General features: G+C 65.8%; 14 protein-coding genes. 5 read left to right on the top strand and 9 right to left on the bottom strand.

Features of this window, described 5'->3' with window-relative positions; translation table 11 throughout:
• Nucleotides 1–1,174 precede the first annotated feature (1,174 nt).
• The 6 genes from NR101_RS13355 to NR101_RS13330 form a co-directional block, all read right to left on the bottom strand.
• On the bottom strand, nucleotides 1,175–2,020 hold the full coding sequence (locus NR101_RS13355) for an ABC transporter permease subunit (protein WP_256777248.1): 846 nt from the start codon (nucleotides 2,018–2,020) through the stop codon (nucleotides 1,175–1,177).
• On the bottom strand, nucleotides 2,017–2,928 hold the full coding sequence (locus NR101_RS13350; RefSeq protein WP_256777249.1) for an ABC transporter permease subunit: 912 nt from the start codon (nucleotides 2,926–2,928) through the stop codon (nucleotides 2,017–2,019). Before NR101_RS13350 ends, NR101_RS13355 begins: the two co-directional genes overlap by 4 nt.
• On the bottom strand, nucleotides 2,925–4,058 hold the full coding sequence (potA, locus tag NR101_RS13345; RefSeq protein ID WP_038689323.1) for a polyamine ABC transporter ATP-binding protein: 1,134 nt from the start codon (nucleotides 4,056–4,058) through the stop codon (nucleotides 2,925–2,927). The genes NR101_RS13350 and potA overlap by 4 nt, the downstream gene beginning before the upstream one ends.
• A gap of 161 nt (nucleotides 4,059–4,219) precedes the next feature.
• The gene (locus NR101_RS13340; protein WP_256777250.1) at nucleotides 4,220–5,326 is read right to left on the bottom strand and encodes a polyamine ABC transporter substrate-binding protein; all 1,107 of its coding nucleotides are present in this window, start codon (nucleotides 5,324–5,326) and stop codon (nucleotides 4,220–4,222) included.
• A gap of 136 nt (nucleotides 5,327–5,462) precedes the next feature.
• A complete protein-coding gene (locus NR101_RS13335) occupies nucleotides 5,463–6,896 on the bottom strand; it encodes a glutamine synthetase family protein (RefSeq protein ID WP_256777251.1) in 1,434 nt (477 codons plus the stop codon).
• Nucleotides 6,893–7,651 carry a gamma-glutamyl-gamma-aminobutyrate hydrolase family protein gene (locus NR101_RS13330; protein ID WP_256777252.1) on the bottom strand — a complete coding sequence of 253 codons (759 nt, stop codon included), beginning with the start codon at nucleotides 7,649–7,651 and terminating at the stop codon, nucleotides 6,893–6,895. Before NR101_RS13330 ends, NR101_RS13335 begins: the two co-directional genes overlap by 4 nt.
• 142 nt (nucleotides 7,652–7,793) lie before the next feature.
• Between NR101_RS13330 and NR101_RS13325 the strand changes: the two genes are divergently transcribed.
• Nucleotides 7,794–9,095 (top strand): FAD-binding oxidoreductase, encoded by a 1,302-nt coding sequence (locus NR101_RS13325; protein WP_256777253.1) that lies wholly within the window; start codon nucleotides 7,794–7,796, stop codon nucleotides 9,093–9,095.
• Between the two features lie 258 nt (nucleotides 9,096–9,353).
• Nucleotides 9,354–10,961: an MASE1 domain-containing protein gene (locus NR101_RS13320; protein ID WP_256777254.1), complete on the top strand. Its 1,608-nt coding sequence runs from the start codon at nucleotides 9,354–9,356 to the stop codon at nucleotides 10,959–10,961.
• A 132-nt stretch (nucleotides 10,962–11,093) separates the two neighbouring features.
• Here the strand turns inward: NR101_RS13320 and NR101_RS13315 are convergent, their stop codons facing one another.
• Nucleotides 11,094–11,531 (bottom strand): hypothetical protein, encoded by a 438-nt coding sequence (locus tag NR101_RS13315; protein ID WP_256777744.1) that lies wholly within the window; start codon nucleotides 11,529–11,531, stop codon nucleotides 11,094–11,096.
• Nucleotides 11,532–11,755: 224 nt separating this feature from the next.
• Here NR101_RS13315 and NR101_RS13310 point away from each other — a divergent pair, with 224 nt between their 5' ends.
• Together NR101_RS13310 and NR101_RS13305 are read left to right on the top strand one after the other, a co-directional pair.
• Entirely contained in the window at nucleotides 11,756–13,096 is a 1,341-nt protein-coding gene (locus NR101_RS13310; RefSeq protein ID WP_256777256.1) for a diguanylate cyclase, read from the top strand.
• Between the two features lie 70 nt (nucleotides 13,097–13,166).
• The gene (locus NR101_RS13305) at nucleotides 13,167–13,628 is read left to right on the top strand and encodes a bacteriohemerythrin (RefSeq protein WP_256777257.1); all 462 of its coding nucleotides are present in this window, start codon (nucleotides 13,167–13,169) and stop codon (nucleotides 13,626–13,628) included.
• On the opposite strand, the gene NR101_RS13300 is transcribed toward NR101_RS13305, so the two are convergent.
• Nucleotides 13,609–14,901 carry an MFS transporter gene (locus tag NR101_RS13300; RefSeq protein WP_256777258.1) on the bottom strand — a complete coding sequence of 431 codons (1,293 nt, stop codon included), beginning with the start codon at nucleotides 14,899–14,901 and terminating at the stop codon, nucleotides 13,609–13,611. The two genes, NR101_RS13305 and NR101_RS13300, sit on opposite strands and share 20 nt — an antisense overlap.
• Nucleotides 14,902–15,122: 221 nt before the next feature.
• Here NR101_RS13300 and NR101_RS13295 point away from each other — a divergent pair, with 221 nt between their 5' ends.
• Nucleotides 15,123–15,344 (top strand): hypothetical protein, encoded by a 222-nt coding sequence (locus NR101_RS13295; RefSeq protein ID WP_256777259.1) that lies wholly within the window; start codon nucleotides 15,123–15,125, stop codon nucleotides 15,342–15,344.
• 6 nt (nucleotides 15,345–15,350) lie between these two features.
• Here the strand turns inward: NR101_RS13295 and NR101_RS13290 are convergent, their stop codons facing one another.
• Nucleotides 15,351–16,853 carry an aldehyde dehydrogenase gene (locus NR101_RS13290; RefSeq protein ID WP_256777260.1) on the bottom strand — a complete coding sequence of 501 codons (1,503 nt, stop codon included), beginning with the start codon at nucleotides 16,851–16,853 and terminating at the stop codon, nucleotides 15,351–15,353.

The following is a 16,853-nucleotide window of genomic DNA, read 5'->3' as shown; positions in this document are numbered from 1 at the left end:
TGCGCTGCGGGCTGTGAGCCGGATGTTGCCGGATGGGTCGGGAAGGCTGTTCTGGTTGCGACATGGGGTCGCAGATGTGGGTGGGCTGCAGAAAGCACCGTTTCATGGGCGGGTGGTTGGCACGGTGCGGGTGAGATGCCGAAAGCAGCGTTTCACTGGCGTGTGGTTGGCGCGGTGCGGGTGGGATGCCGGGACACGCCGTGAATCCGTCCGTGGAGGCTCGCGGGCGCCATCCATGGCGCCCGACGGTCCCGGCATCCCACCCGCACCGTGCCCAGACAGTTGGCCGGGGCCGGATTGAGAGCAAGAGCCGGCCGCTCGTTTTTTTGGAGGGGGAGAGAAGAGCAGCCGGGCATGGCCCGGCTCTACCGGTTGGTCGTGGTTCGGACGCTGCGTGCAGCCGGGCATGGGCCGGCTCTACCGGGTGGTCATGGTTTGAAGGCTGCGTGCAGCCGGGCATGGCCCGGCTCTGCCGGTTGGTCGTGGTTCGGACGCTGCGTGCAGCCGGGCATGGCCCGGCTCTACCGGTTGGTCGTGGTTCGGACGCTGCGTGCAGCCGGGCATGGCCCGGCTCTACCGGTTGGTCGTGGTTCGGACGCTGCGTGCAGCCGGGCATGGCCCGGCTCTACCGGTTGGTCGTGGTTCGGACGCTGCGTGCAGCCGGGCATGGCCCGGCTCTGCCGGTTGGTCGTGGTTCGGAGGCTGCGTGCAGCCGGGCATGGCCCGGCTCTGCTGGTTGGTCGTGGTTCGGAGGCTGCGTGCAGCCGGGCATGGCCCGGCTCTACCGCGGGATCAGCGTACCGATGAACGGGTAGAGCCGGGCCATGCCCGGCTGCTCTTGAACCCTTCCCTCGCGGCAAAGTGCGCTCGCGCTCGCGCTCGCCTGCTCCACCCAACAAAGGGGCAAACAATCCGTCAGGCGTTGGCGTGGGCGGGTGGATTGGCGGGACCCTCAAGCCGCATGGATGCGGCTTGGGAGCCTACACGGGTGAAGGCGCATTGCTCGCGAGGCACTGCCTCGCATGCGACTGAACGCGCGGCCGCCAGCGGCTGGGCCGGGCCGCGGAGCGGGACTTGCGGCGTGTCCCGCCAACCCACCCACGCCAACGCCAACTCAGATTTCAGTCCCGCTGTTGCCGTTGCTGTCGCTCTAAAAAGAACAGCCGCACCCACCCTACCCCTTGTCCTGCAGCGCCATCTGCATGTCGCGCTGACGCCGCTTCTCACCGCGTGCGGTAACGAACCAGCCCACCACCGCCGCGATCGACACCGCCAGCACCATCAGCGTGGCCAGCGCGTTGATCTCCGGCTTGATCCCCATCCGCACCGATGCGAACACCTTCATCGGCAGCGTCGTCGAATTCGGGCCCGCCACGAAACTGGCGATCACCACATCGTCCAGCGACAACGTAAAGGCCAACAACCAGCCGGCCACCAACGCCGGGGCGATGATCGGCAACGTGATCTGGAAGAACACCTTCAACCGGCCCGCCCCCAGGTCCATCGCCGCCTCTTCCAGCGAACGGTCCAGCTCCTGCAACCGCGAGGACACCACCACCATCACGAACGACAGCGTGAACGTTACATGCGCGATCCAGATGCTGGTCACCCCGCGTGCCGGGAAGCCCGGAATGCCGCCCATCGCCACCAGCAGTGTCATCAGCGAAAAGCCCAGGATCACCTCGGGCATCACCAACGGCGCGGTGATCAGCGCGCCGAACATGGTCTTGCCCGGGAACCGCTTGAACCGCGTCATCACCATCGCCGCCATCGTGCCCAGCACCGTCGACGCGCACGCCGTCCAGAACGCCACCTCCAGGCTGATCCACAACGCATCCAGGATCTGCCGGTTGTTGAACAGTTCCCCGTACCAGCGCGTGGAGAAGCCCGACCAGACCGTGGCCAGCTTGGAGGCATTGAACGAGTACACCATCAGCAACAGGATCGGCAGGTACAGGAACGCAAACCCCAGCCCCAACACCGACCACCCCAACCACCGGCTGCCGCGCACCATGCTCATAGCAGCTTCCCTTCCAGCTCACGCTGCTGGACCCGGTTGAACAGCAGGATCGGCACCAGCAGCAACAGCAGCATCACGATCGCCACCGCCGAGGCCGTGGGCCAGTCGCGGTTGTTGAAGAACTCACCCCACAGCACGCGCCCGATCATCAGCGTGTCCGGGCCACCCAGCATCTCCGGAATCACGAACTCGCCCACCGCCGGGATCATCACCAGCATGCAGCCGGCGATGATGCCGGTGCGCGACAACGGCAGCGTGATCCGCAGGAAGGCCTGCCACGGCTTGGCCCCGAGATCGTAGGCGGCTTCGAGCAAACGGTTGTCCAGCTTGACCAGGTTGGCGTACAGCGGCAGCACCATGAACGGCAGGTAGCAGTAAACGATGCCGATATAGGCCGCGGTCGGCGTGTACAGGATCTGCAGCGGCGCATCGATCAACCCCAGCTTCAGGAGCAGCTGGTTGAGCAGCCCGTTGCGGTCCAGGATGCCGATCCACGCATACACCCGGATCAGGAACGAGGTCCACGACGGCAGCACCACCAACATCATCGCCACGTTGCGCGCGGCCGGCGACATCCGCGAAATCACGTACGCCATCGGGTAGCCGATCAGCAGCGTCAGCAGCGTGGCGATCACCGCGATCTTGATCGAACTCAGGTAGGCCAGCACGTACTGGTTGTCCTTCACCAGCGCTGCGTAATTGCCCAGGTTGAGCTTGAGCGAGAACGCGCCATCCACATATTCCAGCAGCCAGGTATACGGCGGCGAGCCGACCTGCGTGCGCGAGAACGAGATCATCAGGATGATCACGAACGGCACCGCGAAGAACAGCAGCAGCCACAGGTACGGCGCGGCGATCACGCTACCGCGGGTACCGGGGAGCCAACGCTTCCAGCCGGCGGCGTTCATGCGGTGAGCACCACGCCGTCGTTGTCACGCCAGCACACCCACACGCTGTCGCCCCAGGTCAGCCCGTCGCTGGCCCAGCGCTGCGAATTGGCGAAATTGGACAGCACCTTGGCCCCGCTCGGCAGGCGCACGTGATAGACCGAATGGCTGCCGAAGTAGGCGATTTCCTCGATCACGCCCTGTGCCTTGTTGGTGTCCCCGGCCGGCTCGTCCTTGCCGATCATCACCTTCTCCGGGCGCAGCGCGAACGCCACCGGCTGGCCTTCGTAGCCGGTGATGCCGTGGGCCACGTAGATCGGCGCCGGAAACAGCGGCGTGCGCACGGTGACGTACTCGGGCAGGTCCTCGTCGATCACCCCGTCGAACAGGTTCACCGAGCCGATGAACTCGGCCACGAAGCGGTTGGCCGGCTGCTCGTAGATTTCGTCCGGCTTGCCCACCTGCTGGATCCAGCCGGCATCCATCACCGCGATACGGGTGGCCATGGTCATGGCCTCTTCCTGGTCGTGGGTGACCATCACGCAGGTCACCCCGGAGGTCTCGATGATGTTGACCAGCTCCAGCTGCATCTGCGAACGCAGCTTCTTGTCCAGCGCGCCCATCGGCTCGTCCAGCAGCAGCAGCTTGGGCCCCTTGGCCAGCGACCGCGCCAGCGCCACGCGCTGCTGCTGGCCACCGGACAACTGGTGCGGCTTGCGCTTGGCCAACTTCCCCAGCTGCACCAGCTCCAGCATCTCGCCCACGCGTGTGCGGATCGCATCGCGGGCCAGGCCGTCCTGCTTGAGCCCGAAGGCGATGTTCTGCTCCACCGTCATATGCGGGAACAGCGCGTAGGACTGGAACATCATGTTGATCGGCCGCTGGTACGGCGGCAGATCGTTGATGCGCTGGCCGTCCAGCTCGATGCTGCCCTTGGTAGGCGTCTCGAAGCCGCCCAGGCAGCGCAGCAGGGTCGATTTGCCGCTGCCCGAGCCGCCGAGCAGGGCGAAGATCTCGCCCTTGCGCACGTCCAGGCTGACATCGTCGAGGGCGACGAAGCCGTCGAATTCCTTGCGCAGCGCGCGGATGGACAGATAGCCCGGTTCGAGGACCGGCACGACCTCGCCTTCCGGCTTGGCATCAAATGGCATGGGGAGCGGCTCCGGGAGCGGCGGCGGGACGGGGGGAGCATCCCATTTTACCGGTGGTGGCAGCGTCATGCGCTACCGGATCGGGCGGCCTGCCCCCCACACCTGCGGGATGAATCCCCTGAAACGACGACGCCGGCACGGGGCCGGCGTCGCAGGGGCGGTCAGCGACCGGTCTTCACCTCGGTCCACAACCGGGTGTAGAGCTTGTCCACCTCCGGGGTGTTGATCGAGTAGGTGAACATCTTGGCGGCCACGTCGGCCGGCGGGTAGATGGTCGGGTCGGTGCGGATCGCCTCGTCCACCAGGGCGGTGGCCTTGGTCACCGGGTTGGCGTAATGGATGAAGTTGGTGTTGGCCGCGGCCACCTTCGGTTCCAGCAGGTAGTTGATGAAGGCATACGCGGCCTCCGGGTGCTTGGCATCCTTGGGGATGGCCAGCATGTCGAACCACTGCGGCGCGCCTTCGCGCGGGATCGAGTAGGCCACGGTGACGCCGTTGTTGGCCTCGGCCGCGCGGTCACGGGCCTGGATGATGTCGCCCGACCAGCCCACCACCAGACAGGTGCCGCCGTTGGCCAGCGAGCCCACGTACTGGGAGGAGTGGAAGTTCTGCACGTAGGGGCGGATGCCCTTGAGCAGCGCGGCGGCCTTTTCCAGCGTGGCCGGGTCCTGGCTGTGCGGATCTTCGCCCAGGTAGTGCAGCGCGATCGGGATCATGTCCGAGGGCGTGTCCAGGATGGTGATCCCGCAGTCCTTCATCTTGGCGATGTTTTCAGGCTTGAAGATCAGGTCCCAGCTGTTGGCGATGTCGGTGCTGCCGCCGAAACGCTGCTTGAGCAGTTCCACGTTGTAGCCGATGCCGGTGGTGCCGATCATGTACGGCACGCCGTACTGGTTGCCCGGGTCCTGCTGGGCGATGCGCTTCATCACATCCGGGTCGAGGTTGGCCAGGTTCGGGATCTTGCTCTTGTCCAGCGGCAGGAACACCCCGGCCTTGATCTGGCGGCCGAAGAAATTCAGCGTCGGCACCACCACGTCGTAGCCGCTGTTGCCGGCCAGGAGCTTGGTTTCCACCATCTCATCGCTGTCGAACACGTCGTAGGTCACCTTGGTGCCGGTGGCCTTCTCGAAGTTGGGGATGGTGTCTTCGGCGATGTAATCGCTGTAGTTGTAGACGTTCAGCACCTTGCTGTCGTCGTCGGACTTGCCGCCGCCACAGGCGCTGAGTACGGATACGGCAATGCCGAGGGTGAGGATTCGCAGCTTCATCGGACTCTCCACAGGTCAGGTGCGAGATGGGGGAACCGGCCAGACCGGTACGACGGGTGCCAGCCTAACGGGCATGCCCGTATTTTCCCAGCACATGGCCCTCACGGCCATGCCGGATCTGGCGACGCGGCGCCGTTCAGACGTTGAGCAGCAGGAATTCACGCTCCCACGAGCTGATCACGCGGAAGAAGGTCTCGTATTCCTTGCGCTTGACCGACACATAGGCCCGGCAGAAGCGCTCGCCCAGCATCTCGCGCAGTTCCGGGCAGCCTTCCAGCCCGTCCAGTGCCTCGCCCAGCGAGCGTGGCAGGTCGTAGCCCAGTTCCTTGGCGCTGCCGCTGATCGGCGCGGTGGGGGAGCCCTGCTCGCGGATGCCGAGCAGGCCAGCGGCCAGGGTGGCGGCGATCGCCAGGTAGGGGTTGGCATCCGAGCCGGCAAACCGGCTTTCCACCCGCATGTTCTCCGGGGTATCCAGCGGCACGCGCAGCCCGCAGGTGCGGTTGTCGAAGCCCCAGTGCACATTGCTCGGGGAGACCTCGCCGAACATCAGCCGGCGGTAGGAATTCACGTTCGGCGCGAAGAACGCCATCGCCATCGGCACGTATTTCTGCAGACCGGCCAGGTAGTGCCCGAACAACGGGCTGAAATCCTCACCGCCATGCTCGCCGGTGAACACGTTGCTGCCGTCGCTGATCCGCAGCAGGCTCTGGTGGATGTGCATCGCACTGCCCGGCTCGTTCTCCATCGGCTTGGCCAGGAAGGTGGCGTAAATGCCGTGGCGCATCGCCGACTCACGCATGGTGCGCTTGAACAGAAACACCTGGTCGGCCAGATCCATCGCATTGGCGTGGGTGAAGTTGACCTCCAGCTGCGCCGCGCCGGATTCGTGGATCAGCGTATCCACGTCCAGCTTCATCGCATCGCAGTAGTCGTACATCAGATCGAGGATCGGATCGAACTCGTTGACCGCATCGATGGAGTAAGACTGGCGCGCCGTCTCCGGGCGACCGGAGCGGCCAGCCGGCGGCAGCAGCGGGAAGTCCGGGTCGGTGTTCTTCTGGACCAGGAAGAACTCCAGCTCCGGTGCCACCACCGGGCGCAGGCCGAGTTCGGCATAGGCATTGAGGACGCGCCGCAGCACGTTGCGCGGGGCCAGCTCATGCGGCTCGCCGGTCTTGGTGAAACAGTCGTGGATGACCTGGGCGGTGGGATCGGTGGCCCACGGCACCATGCGCACGGTGTCGGCATCCGGGCGCAGGATCATGTCCGAATCCGACGGTGAGGTCAGCTCGTAGTAGTCGTCCGGGAACTCGCCGGTAACCGTGGTGGCGAAGATGCCCTCCGGCAGGCGCGTGCCGTAATCGTGCGAGAACTTGTCGGCTGGAATGATCTTGCCGCGCGCGTTGCCGGTGATGTCCGGTACCAGGCACTCCACCTCGGTGATGCGCCGGTCCTTGAGCCAGCGCAGCAGCGTGCTCTCCTCGGGCACCGCCGCTGCGGCGGCCTTGCGCGAAGAAGAGGCCGCTTTGCGCGGGGCTGTGGCTTTACGCGAACGCGTTCGGGTGGTCATGACCGGTCTGCTTTGCAGGAGTAGCGGCGACAAGCATCGCCGAAGGCTTGGAAAATACGGTGATGGAACGGGTTTTCAGTGACACGCCATTCCGGATGCCACTGTACTCCGAGCACGAAGGCGTGCGCGGGGTTGCGCGCGGCCTCGATGAGGCCGTCATCGGCGCGTGCCTCTACCCACAGCCCCGGCGCGAGGCGATCAATGCCCTGCCCGTGCACCGAATTGACCGCGATCGCCTCGGCGCCGGACCAGTCGGCCAGCCACCCGCCCTGGGCCAGCCGCACCGGGTGCGCCGGACCGTACTGTTGTTCGACTGCCGCGTCCGGATCCTCGCGATGGTCCATCAGGCCAGGCACCTCGTGCACGCGCTGATGCAGGGTGCCGCCGAGCGCCACGTTGAGTTCCTGGAAGCCGCGGCAGATGGCCAGCACCGGCAGGTCGCGGGCAAGTGCAGCCTGCAGCAGCGACAGCGCCGTGGCATCGCGCGCAGGATCGTGCAGATTGCCGGGCCAGCTGGGCGCGCCGCCGTAGTGCTGCGGCTCTATGTTGCTCACCGCGCCGGTCAACAGCAGGCCATCGAGACGGTCCAGCCAGTCGTCGGCCGGCAGCGCAGGCTGCAGACTGGGCAGCAGTACCGGGGTGACCGCGGCAGCCGCGCGCAGCGCGCGGATGTACTTTTCGCCGGCGACCGCGAACCGGTGATGACCCAGCATCGTGCTGTCGGTGGGCAGGCCGACCCAGGGGGGCGAAACCATGCGTCATGCTCGGATGACCTGCCTGCACGTTACCGCTGGGCTACGACCGGGCGCAACCGGCGTCGGTCCGTCACATGCCTGCGCGCCGGCCTGCGACAGACTGGCCGCTGTTCCGGGGCCGGGTTGCTGGCATGCTGTCGCCATGAGTTCCGATTTTTCGCGCCATTCCGGCCAGGACCACGTTGCCAGCTGGTACGCCGACAGCGTGCCGGCCCAGCCCTTGCGTGCGCCGCTGGCGGGCAATCTGGACACCGACGTGTGCGTGCTCGGCGCCGGCTACACCGGCCTGTCGGCGGCGTTGTCGCTGGCCGAGCGCGGCTTCCGCGTGGTGGTGCTGGAGGCGCAGCGGATCGGCTGGGGGGCGTCCGGGCGCAACGGCGGCCAGGCCATCGTCGGCTATGGCTGCGAGGTGGACACGCTCGAACGCCTGGTGGGTGCGGACGATGCCCGCCACCTGTTCGATTTCTCGCGTGAAGGCATGGCGCTGCTGCGGCATCGCCTGCAGCGCTACCAGATCGACTGCGACTGGCGCGATGGCCATGCCAGCGTCCCGATCCGCCCGCGGCAGGAGCGCATGCTGCGCGCGGGCATGATCGAACTGGCCGAGCGCTACGGCTATCCCCTGCAGTGGTGGGACCGCCAGCAACTGCGCGAGCAGCTGGACAGCCCGCGCTACAGCGGGGCGATGTTCGATGCTGCCAGCGGGCACCTGCATCCGCTGGCCTATGCGCAGGGCCTGGCACGCGCGGCCGAAACCCTGGGGGTGACGATCCTGGAACAGTCGCCGGTGCTGCAGCTGGTCCGCGGCGCACGCCCCCAACTGCGTACCGCACGGGGGACGGTGAGCGCCGATCACGTAGTGATCGCCGGCAACGCGCTGCTGCAGGGCATCGCACCGGAACTGGAAGCGCGGATCATGCCGGTGGGCACCTACATCGGGGCCACGCCGACGCTGGGCGCCGAACGCGCACGCGCATTGATCCGCAACGACATGGCCGTGGCCGATGTCAGCTGGGCCCTGGATTACTTCCGACTCAGCGCCGACCACCGACTGTTGTTCGGCGGGCGCGCCAGCTATTCGGCGTTGCCGCCGCCGGGCCTGCGCGGGGTGATGACCCGGCGCATGCACCAGGTGTTTCCGCAATTGGCCGATGTGGCCATGGAGCAGGTCTGGGGTGGTTACGTGGACATCACCCGCAACCGCGCACCGGACTGGGGTCGGCTCACCCCCAACGTTTATTTCGCCCAGGGGTTCTCCGGGCACGGCGTGGCCGCCACCGGCCTGGCTGGCGCGGTGTTGGCCGAGGCCATTGCCGGACAGGCCCAGCGGCTGGATGTGTTCGCGCGGATTCCGCACGCGCGTTTTCCGGGCGGGCGACTGCTGCGTACCCCGCTGCTGGTGGCGGCGATGTCGTGGTACAAGCTGCGCGATGTGCTGTGGTGAGCGCTAGATCCTTCGGAGCCCCATCTGTTATGTAGTAGACCGTCCTTCGGACAGCCGTTCGCAGCAAGCGTCCAAGTTGCCAACTAAAGGCTTGCATTTGATCACGCCAGGCTCGGCGACCTGACGAAACGCATCTTTTCGCTCTATTCCTATAATCTTTCTGCGCAATTGCATAATCCGCCGCGTGTCGATACCGTCCAAACCGAACGCCATAGTGTTTCGCATGGATGTTGATCTGGCACGGGCAGGAGGAAATACGTGCGACGAGATTGGTGGAAAGATGGGCTTCAACTGAGTTTGCGTATTCGCCCGGTCGGGCTTGTCCTCGCTGTTGTGTATGCTTTTGCATGCTGGGGTACACGCAAACTTTCTCTCGACCAGTTTTACCTGCCTGCAGGTGTGCGTGTCGCCGCGCTGCTGCTCTGCCCGCCACGACTGTGGCCTTACCTGTTCCTGGGCGAGTACGCATATTTCGCCCAGATGCGCTACCCGATGGTAGAAAAGTATGGCTTGGCGTGGGTCATCCTCGCGTCGGGCTCTTTGATGCCTACGGTGGCATCGATCGTGCGGCTGCACCGTAGAATGATGACCACTACGTCCCAGGCTTGGCTGCTCTCGGTTGGGGCGGCGTCGGCCATAGCCGTCACCTCGTTGAACCTGATCCTGATGCACTTGCTTTGGCCGACCCCGGACGTACCAATACTCACCGGCGCGGCGCGTTATATCGTGGGTGACTTCATCGGAATTCTGACGGTTGCCCCACTTGCCCTGCTTTGGGCGAAGAGGCACACCGAACCGGCATGGACACGCCGGTTCCTGGCGCCAAGCGTCGCTGGATTGGCGCTGATGATCCTGATTGGCGTATCTACGACGCTGATTCCTGCAGAATCTGCCACGGCCAAGACCAGCCTTCAGTTATTGATGGCGCTACCGGCGATTGCACTTACTTGTCTGCTGGGGTGGCGTGGGGCCGCGGTGGCCGTGCCATCGCTCAATCTGATCATTGGCCTTACGACGCCAAAGCCGTATCCATTGGCATTTGATCCCACAACGTTTACGACCCAGATGGTCATGGCCATTGCGGGTGTCGCGCTACTTCTATTCGGATCGCGTATCACCCACTACTATCACCGCTACCGAATGCGGGACGATGGCGAAAGAAATGCCATAAAGCTGGCCCGGAATTCGCATATCGCCAGCGAGAAGGGTCTTCGCGAGCGTGCGCTTCACCTCAGGAAGCTCGGAGACGGCATGGACGTCTATCTCAAAGAAGTGGTGAGCTGGCTGAAATTACAGGGCCACCACGAGATAGCAAACGTGCTGTTGAACACTGCAACTGTGCATTCCCGGTTGTTCCGCGCGCAGGCAAGCATGGTGTATCCCACCGCGTTGGATCAACTCGGCCTGTACGTGGCACTGCAGACTGGCGGCGTGCGTGAATGCTGGGAACTGAGCAACCGGGTGAACCGGCCTCGACTCGAAGGCGACCCATGCACGCTGAGCAAGGGGCTGCAACTGGCTGCCTATCGAGCTCTCAATGAAGCAGTATCCCTGCTTCTGGAAAATGAGCCTGGGCAGCTGATGGTCCGCGCGCGATGCAGGGGTTTCGGTTCGCAGCGAGGAATTCTCGTCGTGGTGGCACTGCTTGACTCGACACGCCCACTGTCCGCAACAACCGCCGCAATGGTCGATGAGCACTTGGCCGGATTGCCTCTCGCTTACGGAGGCCTCGTACAGTGTCGGCGCAATCGGGTCCGGATGGTGCTGACGGAAACCGCGGAGCGCTCATCCAATGGATCTGCGCCCCACCACAGCCCCGACCGCGGGAAGGCTGCTGACTTGGACAACAGCCAGGCGCTTGGTTGATCACACGGCCTATCCGGCTACTGCCTGCACTGCACGTGATGAATTGCCCGCCTATTGTCCACTCACACACGTGGAACCGGGCGCTGCCGCCCAGGAGCGGCAGCACCTCGACCCTGACTGTTCGTCCACGCGCTAACGCTGCTGGTCGGCGACCTCGACAGACCACACCGCCTCGGCGCCGTGTCCGTAGAGAACCAGCGAGAAGCCCGCATCTCGATAAACCTCGGCCCGCGCTGCGTTCGTGGCGGGGTGTACACGTTGCGACGGCAACGACACCCTCGCACGGCTTTCGCCAGCGGGCAGGACCCAGAACGCATCATCGGCATTGCCGATAATCACCTGCACACGTCCGGCAAGATCATTCACCTGGAAGTACGAGATGCCGTCGCGCTGGAATCCATACAGGCGCCACTGCGGATCCAGACTCAGGTTGGCCGCAATTGGCTGGGCCTGGCCCAGTCCGCTTCTTGCCAGATGGACCCCGTGGCCATCGGACTGGGCCATCGCCAGCATGGGAACAGCAGCCAGAATCACACTGGCCACGCCACTACCAATACGTGAAAAATGCACGTCCACCTCCTGATCATGGCCATTGAAGGACTCTCTTCGGATAGTACCTGCTGGCCCTCCCTACATCGAACGGAGAAGCCGCAATCGGCCCGTTTCACCCAAATCGCCGACCAGCTGACAACAATCAGGGCCTATGCGACGCTCAGCTGCTCACGCCGGGCCTAAAGTTGCAGATGGAGCGGCCGCTATCCCTGCCGACCCACTCGAAATCGAGCGTACGCCAGATGCCGGCTTTGTTGCAGGGCGCTTTCGACAGCGACCCCGGTGATGCCTTGCCCCAGCGGATCCTGCTGGTGGAAAACTCGCGCACGTTCACCAGCATGCTGCGCGAGGCGATCGAGCAGCGCCTGGAGCTGCCGGTGTCCGTGGCCACCAGCCTGGCCGAAGCCGGCCGCCTGCTCGACCAGGAACAGGGCTGGTTCCTGGTCCTGACCGGGCTGGTGCTGGCCGATGGCGACCGCGACAACGTGGTGGAGTTCTTCCTGTCGCGCGGGTTGCCCACGGTGGTGGTCAGCGGCGTCTACGACGAAGACCTGCGCAAGCGCGTGCTGCAACAGCAGATCATCGACTACGTGCTGAAGAACACCCCCGGCAGCATCGACTACCTGGTATGGCTGGTGCAGCGCCTGGAACGCAACCGGCGCATCGCCGCGCTGGTGGTGGACGATTCGATGTCGGCGCGGATGTACGCCGCCTCGCTGCTGCGCATGTACGGCCACGAGGTCTACGAAGCGGCCGATGGTGCCGAGGGGCTGAGGGCAATCGAGGCGCATCCGGCGATCCGGCTGGCGGTGGTCGACCAGGAAATGCCCGGCATGGAAGGCGTGGAGTTCACCCGTCGGCTGCGCACGCTGCGTTCGCGCGACAAGGTGGCGGTGATCGGCATTTCCGGCAATACCGATCCGTCGCTGATCCCGCGCTTCCTCAAGAACGGCGCCAACGACTTCCTGCGCAAGCCCTTCTCGCGCGAGGAGTTCTTCTGCCGCGTCTCGCAGAACGTGGACCAGCTGGAGTTGATCGGCACGCTGCAGGACCTGGCCACGCGCGACTTCCTGACCGGGCTGCCCAACCGGCGCAGCTTCCTGGAGCAGAGCCAACGACAGTTGCCGCAGCTTCACCACAACGATGCGTTGGTGGCGGTGGCGATGATCGATATCGATCATTTCAAGCACATCAACGATACCCACGGCCACGAAGCCGGCGACGATGCACTGCGCGCAGTGGCTGGCGCCGTCGCCGCGCATGCACGCGAGGAGGACCTGATCGCGCGCTTCGGCGGCGAGGAGTTCTGCCTGCTCGTGCCGGGCCTTGAGGAAGACGAAGCCCGCGGCTATTTCGAGCTGCTGCGCCAGCGCATCGCCGCGCTGGAAGTGAAGGTGGGCGAGACCACCCTGCGCATGACCGTGAGCATCGGCCTGTGCTGCCTGCGCCCGCAACACGACTCGCTGCACCGGCTGATCTCTGAAGCCGACCGGCAGCTTTACCTGGCCAAGGCCGGTGGCCGCAACCAGGTCAGCTGCACCAGCGTGGCCAGCGCCGCCCGGGAAGCGGCGCTGACGCCTTGATCGAGATCAACGCGGTGCCGCAGCCCCGCACCTAGAGTCGTTCCCAGTTGAACATCACGGGGAACGCACCATGGCACTTCTGGTCTGGCAGGACGACCTGAACATCGGCATCGACGTCATCGACCACCAGCACATGCGGATCGTGGAGATGCTCAACCACCTGCACGTGGCGCAGAGCAGTCTGCAGCGGTTGGCGGTGGCCGAGGTGATCGACGAACTGGTGGACTACACCATGTCGCACTTCGCCTTCGAAGAAGAGCTGATGGAAGAAGCCGGCTACCCGTTCTGCGCCGCGCACAAGCGCGTGCACGAAATCTTCGGCAAGCGCGTGTCCGAGTACCGGCTGCGCTTCCAGTCCGGCGAGGACGTCACCGACGAACTGCGCACCATGCTGTCGCGCTGGCTGTTCAACCACATCCGTGGCGATGACAAGGCCTATGCGCCGCAGGTCAAGCAGCACCTGAACCAGTTCGCCCGCGAGCACCAGCAGGGCAGCTGGCTGGGGCGTACGCTCAAGCGCTTCTTCCGCTGAGCGCGGCGCGTCGGCCCATCGCCAGCAGGGCCAGGATGGTGACCAGGGCGGTCAGGCAGAGGTAGTAGCCCACCGCGAGCAGGCCGAAGCGTTCGGCCAGCCAGGTGGCCACATACGGTGCCGGCGCCGCACCAAGAATGCCGGCCAGGTTGAACGACAGCGACGCGCCGGTGTAGCGGACCTGCACCGGATAGATCTCGGCCAGGAAAGTGCCGCACGGGCCGTAGGTCAGCCCCATCAGGAACATGCCCAGCGACAGGAAGCCCAGCACCAGCCACGGGCTGCCGGCCAGGAACAACGGCGCGAACAGCACGCCGAAGGCCAGGATAAGACCACTGGCCACGATCATGGTGCGGCGGGTGCCCCAACGGTCACCGTACAACGCCGACAGCGGGATGCCGGCGGCGAAGAACAGCATGCTGGTCATCTGCAGCAGCAGGAAATCCGAGCGCGTGTAGTGCAGCACCGTGGTGCCATAGCCCAGGGTGAACACGGTCATCAGGTAGAACAACACGAAGGTGGCAAACGCGCCCAGCGTGCCCAGGACCAGCGCCAAGGGGTGCTCGCGGATGACCGTCCACATCGGCAGCTTGACCCGCTCGTTGCGGTCCAGCGCCGCCTGGAACTGCGGGGTCTCGTGGATGTTCAGCCGTACCCACAGGCCCACGGCCACCAGCAGCGAGCTGGCCAGGAACGGGATGCGCCAACCCCACTGCAGGAAGTCGGCATCGCTCATCAGGCGGCCAAGCAGCAGGAAGATGCCGGCCGAAAGCAGGAAGCCCAACGGCGCGCCGAGCTGCGGGAACATGCCGTACCAGGCGCGCTTGCCGGGCGGCGCGTTCTCGGTGGCCAACAGCACCGCCCCACCCCACTCACCGCCCAGCCCCAGCCCCTGGCCGAACCGGCACAAGGCAAGCAACGCCGGCGCCAGGATGCCGATGCTGGCATGCGTGGGCAGCAGGCCGATGGCCACGGTGGACACGCCCATCGTCAGCAGCGCCGCCACCAGCGTGGCCTTGCGCCCGATCCGGTCGCCGTAATGGCCGAACACCGCCGAGCCCACCGGACGCGCCACGAAGGCGACCGCGAAGGTCGCCAGCGACTGCAGCAGGGCGGCGCCATCGCTGCTCTGGGGGAAGAACAGGTGCGGGAATACCAGCACCGCCGCCGTGGCGTAGATGTAGAAATCAAAGAACTCGATGGTGGTGCCGATCAGGCTGGCCAGCAGGATGCGGCGCGGGGAGTTGACGGCAGGTGCGGCAGGAGTCGACATCGGGCACACGAAAAAGGGCAGCTGCCGGATTCTGCCACGCCCCCGCCCCGGCGCGGGCGATGGTTGCAGACGTGACCGTCAGCCTGCGACCGCGCACGCAGCCCGTGCGACGCAGTGGAACTCCAGGCGCAGGCAGCGCTCAGAGCCGGTCGATGCCGTCAGGATGGACAGGGAATGTCGTCGTCGAGGAAGTCTTCGCCGGGCCTGCGCGGGTGCCACGCGTGCGCGATCGGGGTGGTGAGCGCTTCCGCATGACGCGCGGCCTCACCCCCGAACAGATCGTGCAGGGCATCGCCCAGTCACTGCGGATGTGGCCGCCGGGCTACGTCGTCGATCCGTGCCGGTCGAGTACCGCACAGGTCGACTATTTCCAGAACGCGCTCAACGAACGCGACCGCGACCTGCTGCGCGAGGCGCTGATCCACCAGCGCCAGGATTGCTGACCCGGCTCACTCCCCCAGGTGGATCCAGGTTGCCTTGATCTCGGTGTACTTGTCGAAGGCATGCAGCGATTTGTCGCGGCCGATGCCGGACTGCTTGTAGCCGCCGAACGGCGCGGTCATGTCGCCGCCATCCCACTGGTTGACCCACACGCTGCCCGCGCGCAGCTGGCGGGCCACGCGGTGGGCGCGGCCCAGATCGCCGGTCCACAGCCCCGCAGCCAGCCCGTAGCTGGAATCGTTGGCCAGGCGCAACGCATCGGCCTCATGGTCGAAACCAAGCACGGACAACACCGGCCCGAAGATCTCCTCGCGCGCGATGGTGTGGCTGGCGTCCACCTCATCGAACACGGTGGGCTGCACGTAGCTGCCGCCGGCCACCACCTCCACCCGCTTGCCACCGAGCAACAGGCGTGCGCCTTCGGCCTGGCCACGGTTGATGTAGTCCAGCACATGCTCGGCGTGTGCGTTGTCCACCAGCGCGCCCATCGGCGCGTCGGGATCGAAGGGATGCCCCGGCTGCATGCGTCGCGCGTGGGCCAGCACCCGGGTGACGAATTCGTCCTGGATGGAGCGCTGTACCAGCAGCCGCGAGGCCGCCGTGCACACCTCGCCCTGGTTGTAGAAGATGCCGGTGGCCGCGGCCTGCGCCGCCTTGTCCAGATCCGGTGCGTCGGCGAACACCAGGTTGGGACTCTTGCCGCCGCATTCCAGCCAGGTGCGTTTGAGGTTGGAGCGTCCGGCGCACTGCAGCAGGCGCTTGCCCACGGCGGTGGAACCGGTGAAGGCCAGTGCGTCCACGTCCATGTGCAGGGCCAGCGGTTCGCCGGTGGGCTGGCCATGGCCGGGCAGCACGTTGAACACGCCCTCGGGCACGCCGGCCTCGGCAACCAGCGCAGCAAACCGGATCGCGCTCAACGGCGAGCGCTCGGACGGCTTGAGGATCAGCGAGTTGCCCGCCGCCAGTGCCGGGGCAATCTTCCAGCAAGCCATCAGCAGCGGGAAATTCCACGGCACGATCGCCGCCACGACGCCGATCGGCTCGCGACTGACCAGGCCCAACGTATCCAGCGCGGTCGGGGCGATCTCGCCGTACACCTTGTCGATGGCCTCGGCGGTCCAGCGCAGGCAGCGCACCGCGCCGGGCAGATCGCCCTGGCGTGCGTCGCGCACCGGCTTGCCCATGTCCAGGCTCTCCAGCAATGCCAGTTCGTCGGCGTGCTGTTCGACCAGGTCGGCCAGGCGCAGCAGCACCTGCTTGCGGTGCACCGGTGCCGCACGCGACCAGTGCCCGGCATCGAAGCTGCGCCGGGCGACGGCGACCGCACGCTCCACGTCCGCCGCCGCGCAGTCGGCGACCTGGGCCAGCACCCGACCGTCGATCGGGCTGATGCAGGCGAACCGCGCGCCGTCGGCGGCGTCCACGTAGCGGCCATCGATGAAGGCCTGGCCGTGCACGACCAGTGCATCGGCCTGGCGCTGCCAGTCGTCGCGGGTGGGGTGGGCACGCAT

The organism is Stenotrophomonas sp. Ste86 (assembly GCF_024519465.1).
Lineage (GTDB): Bacteria > Pseudomonadota > Gammaproteobacteria > Xanthomonadales > Xanthomonadaceae > Stenotrophomonas.
The sequence above is the reverse complement of the archived record's forward strand: the minus strand, read 5'-3'. Positions and strand labels throughout refer to the sequence as shown.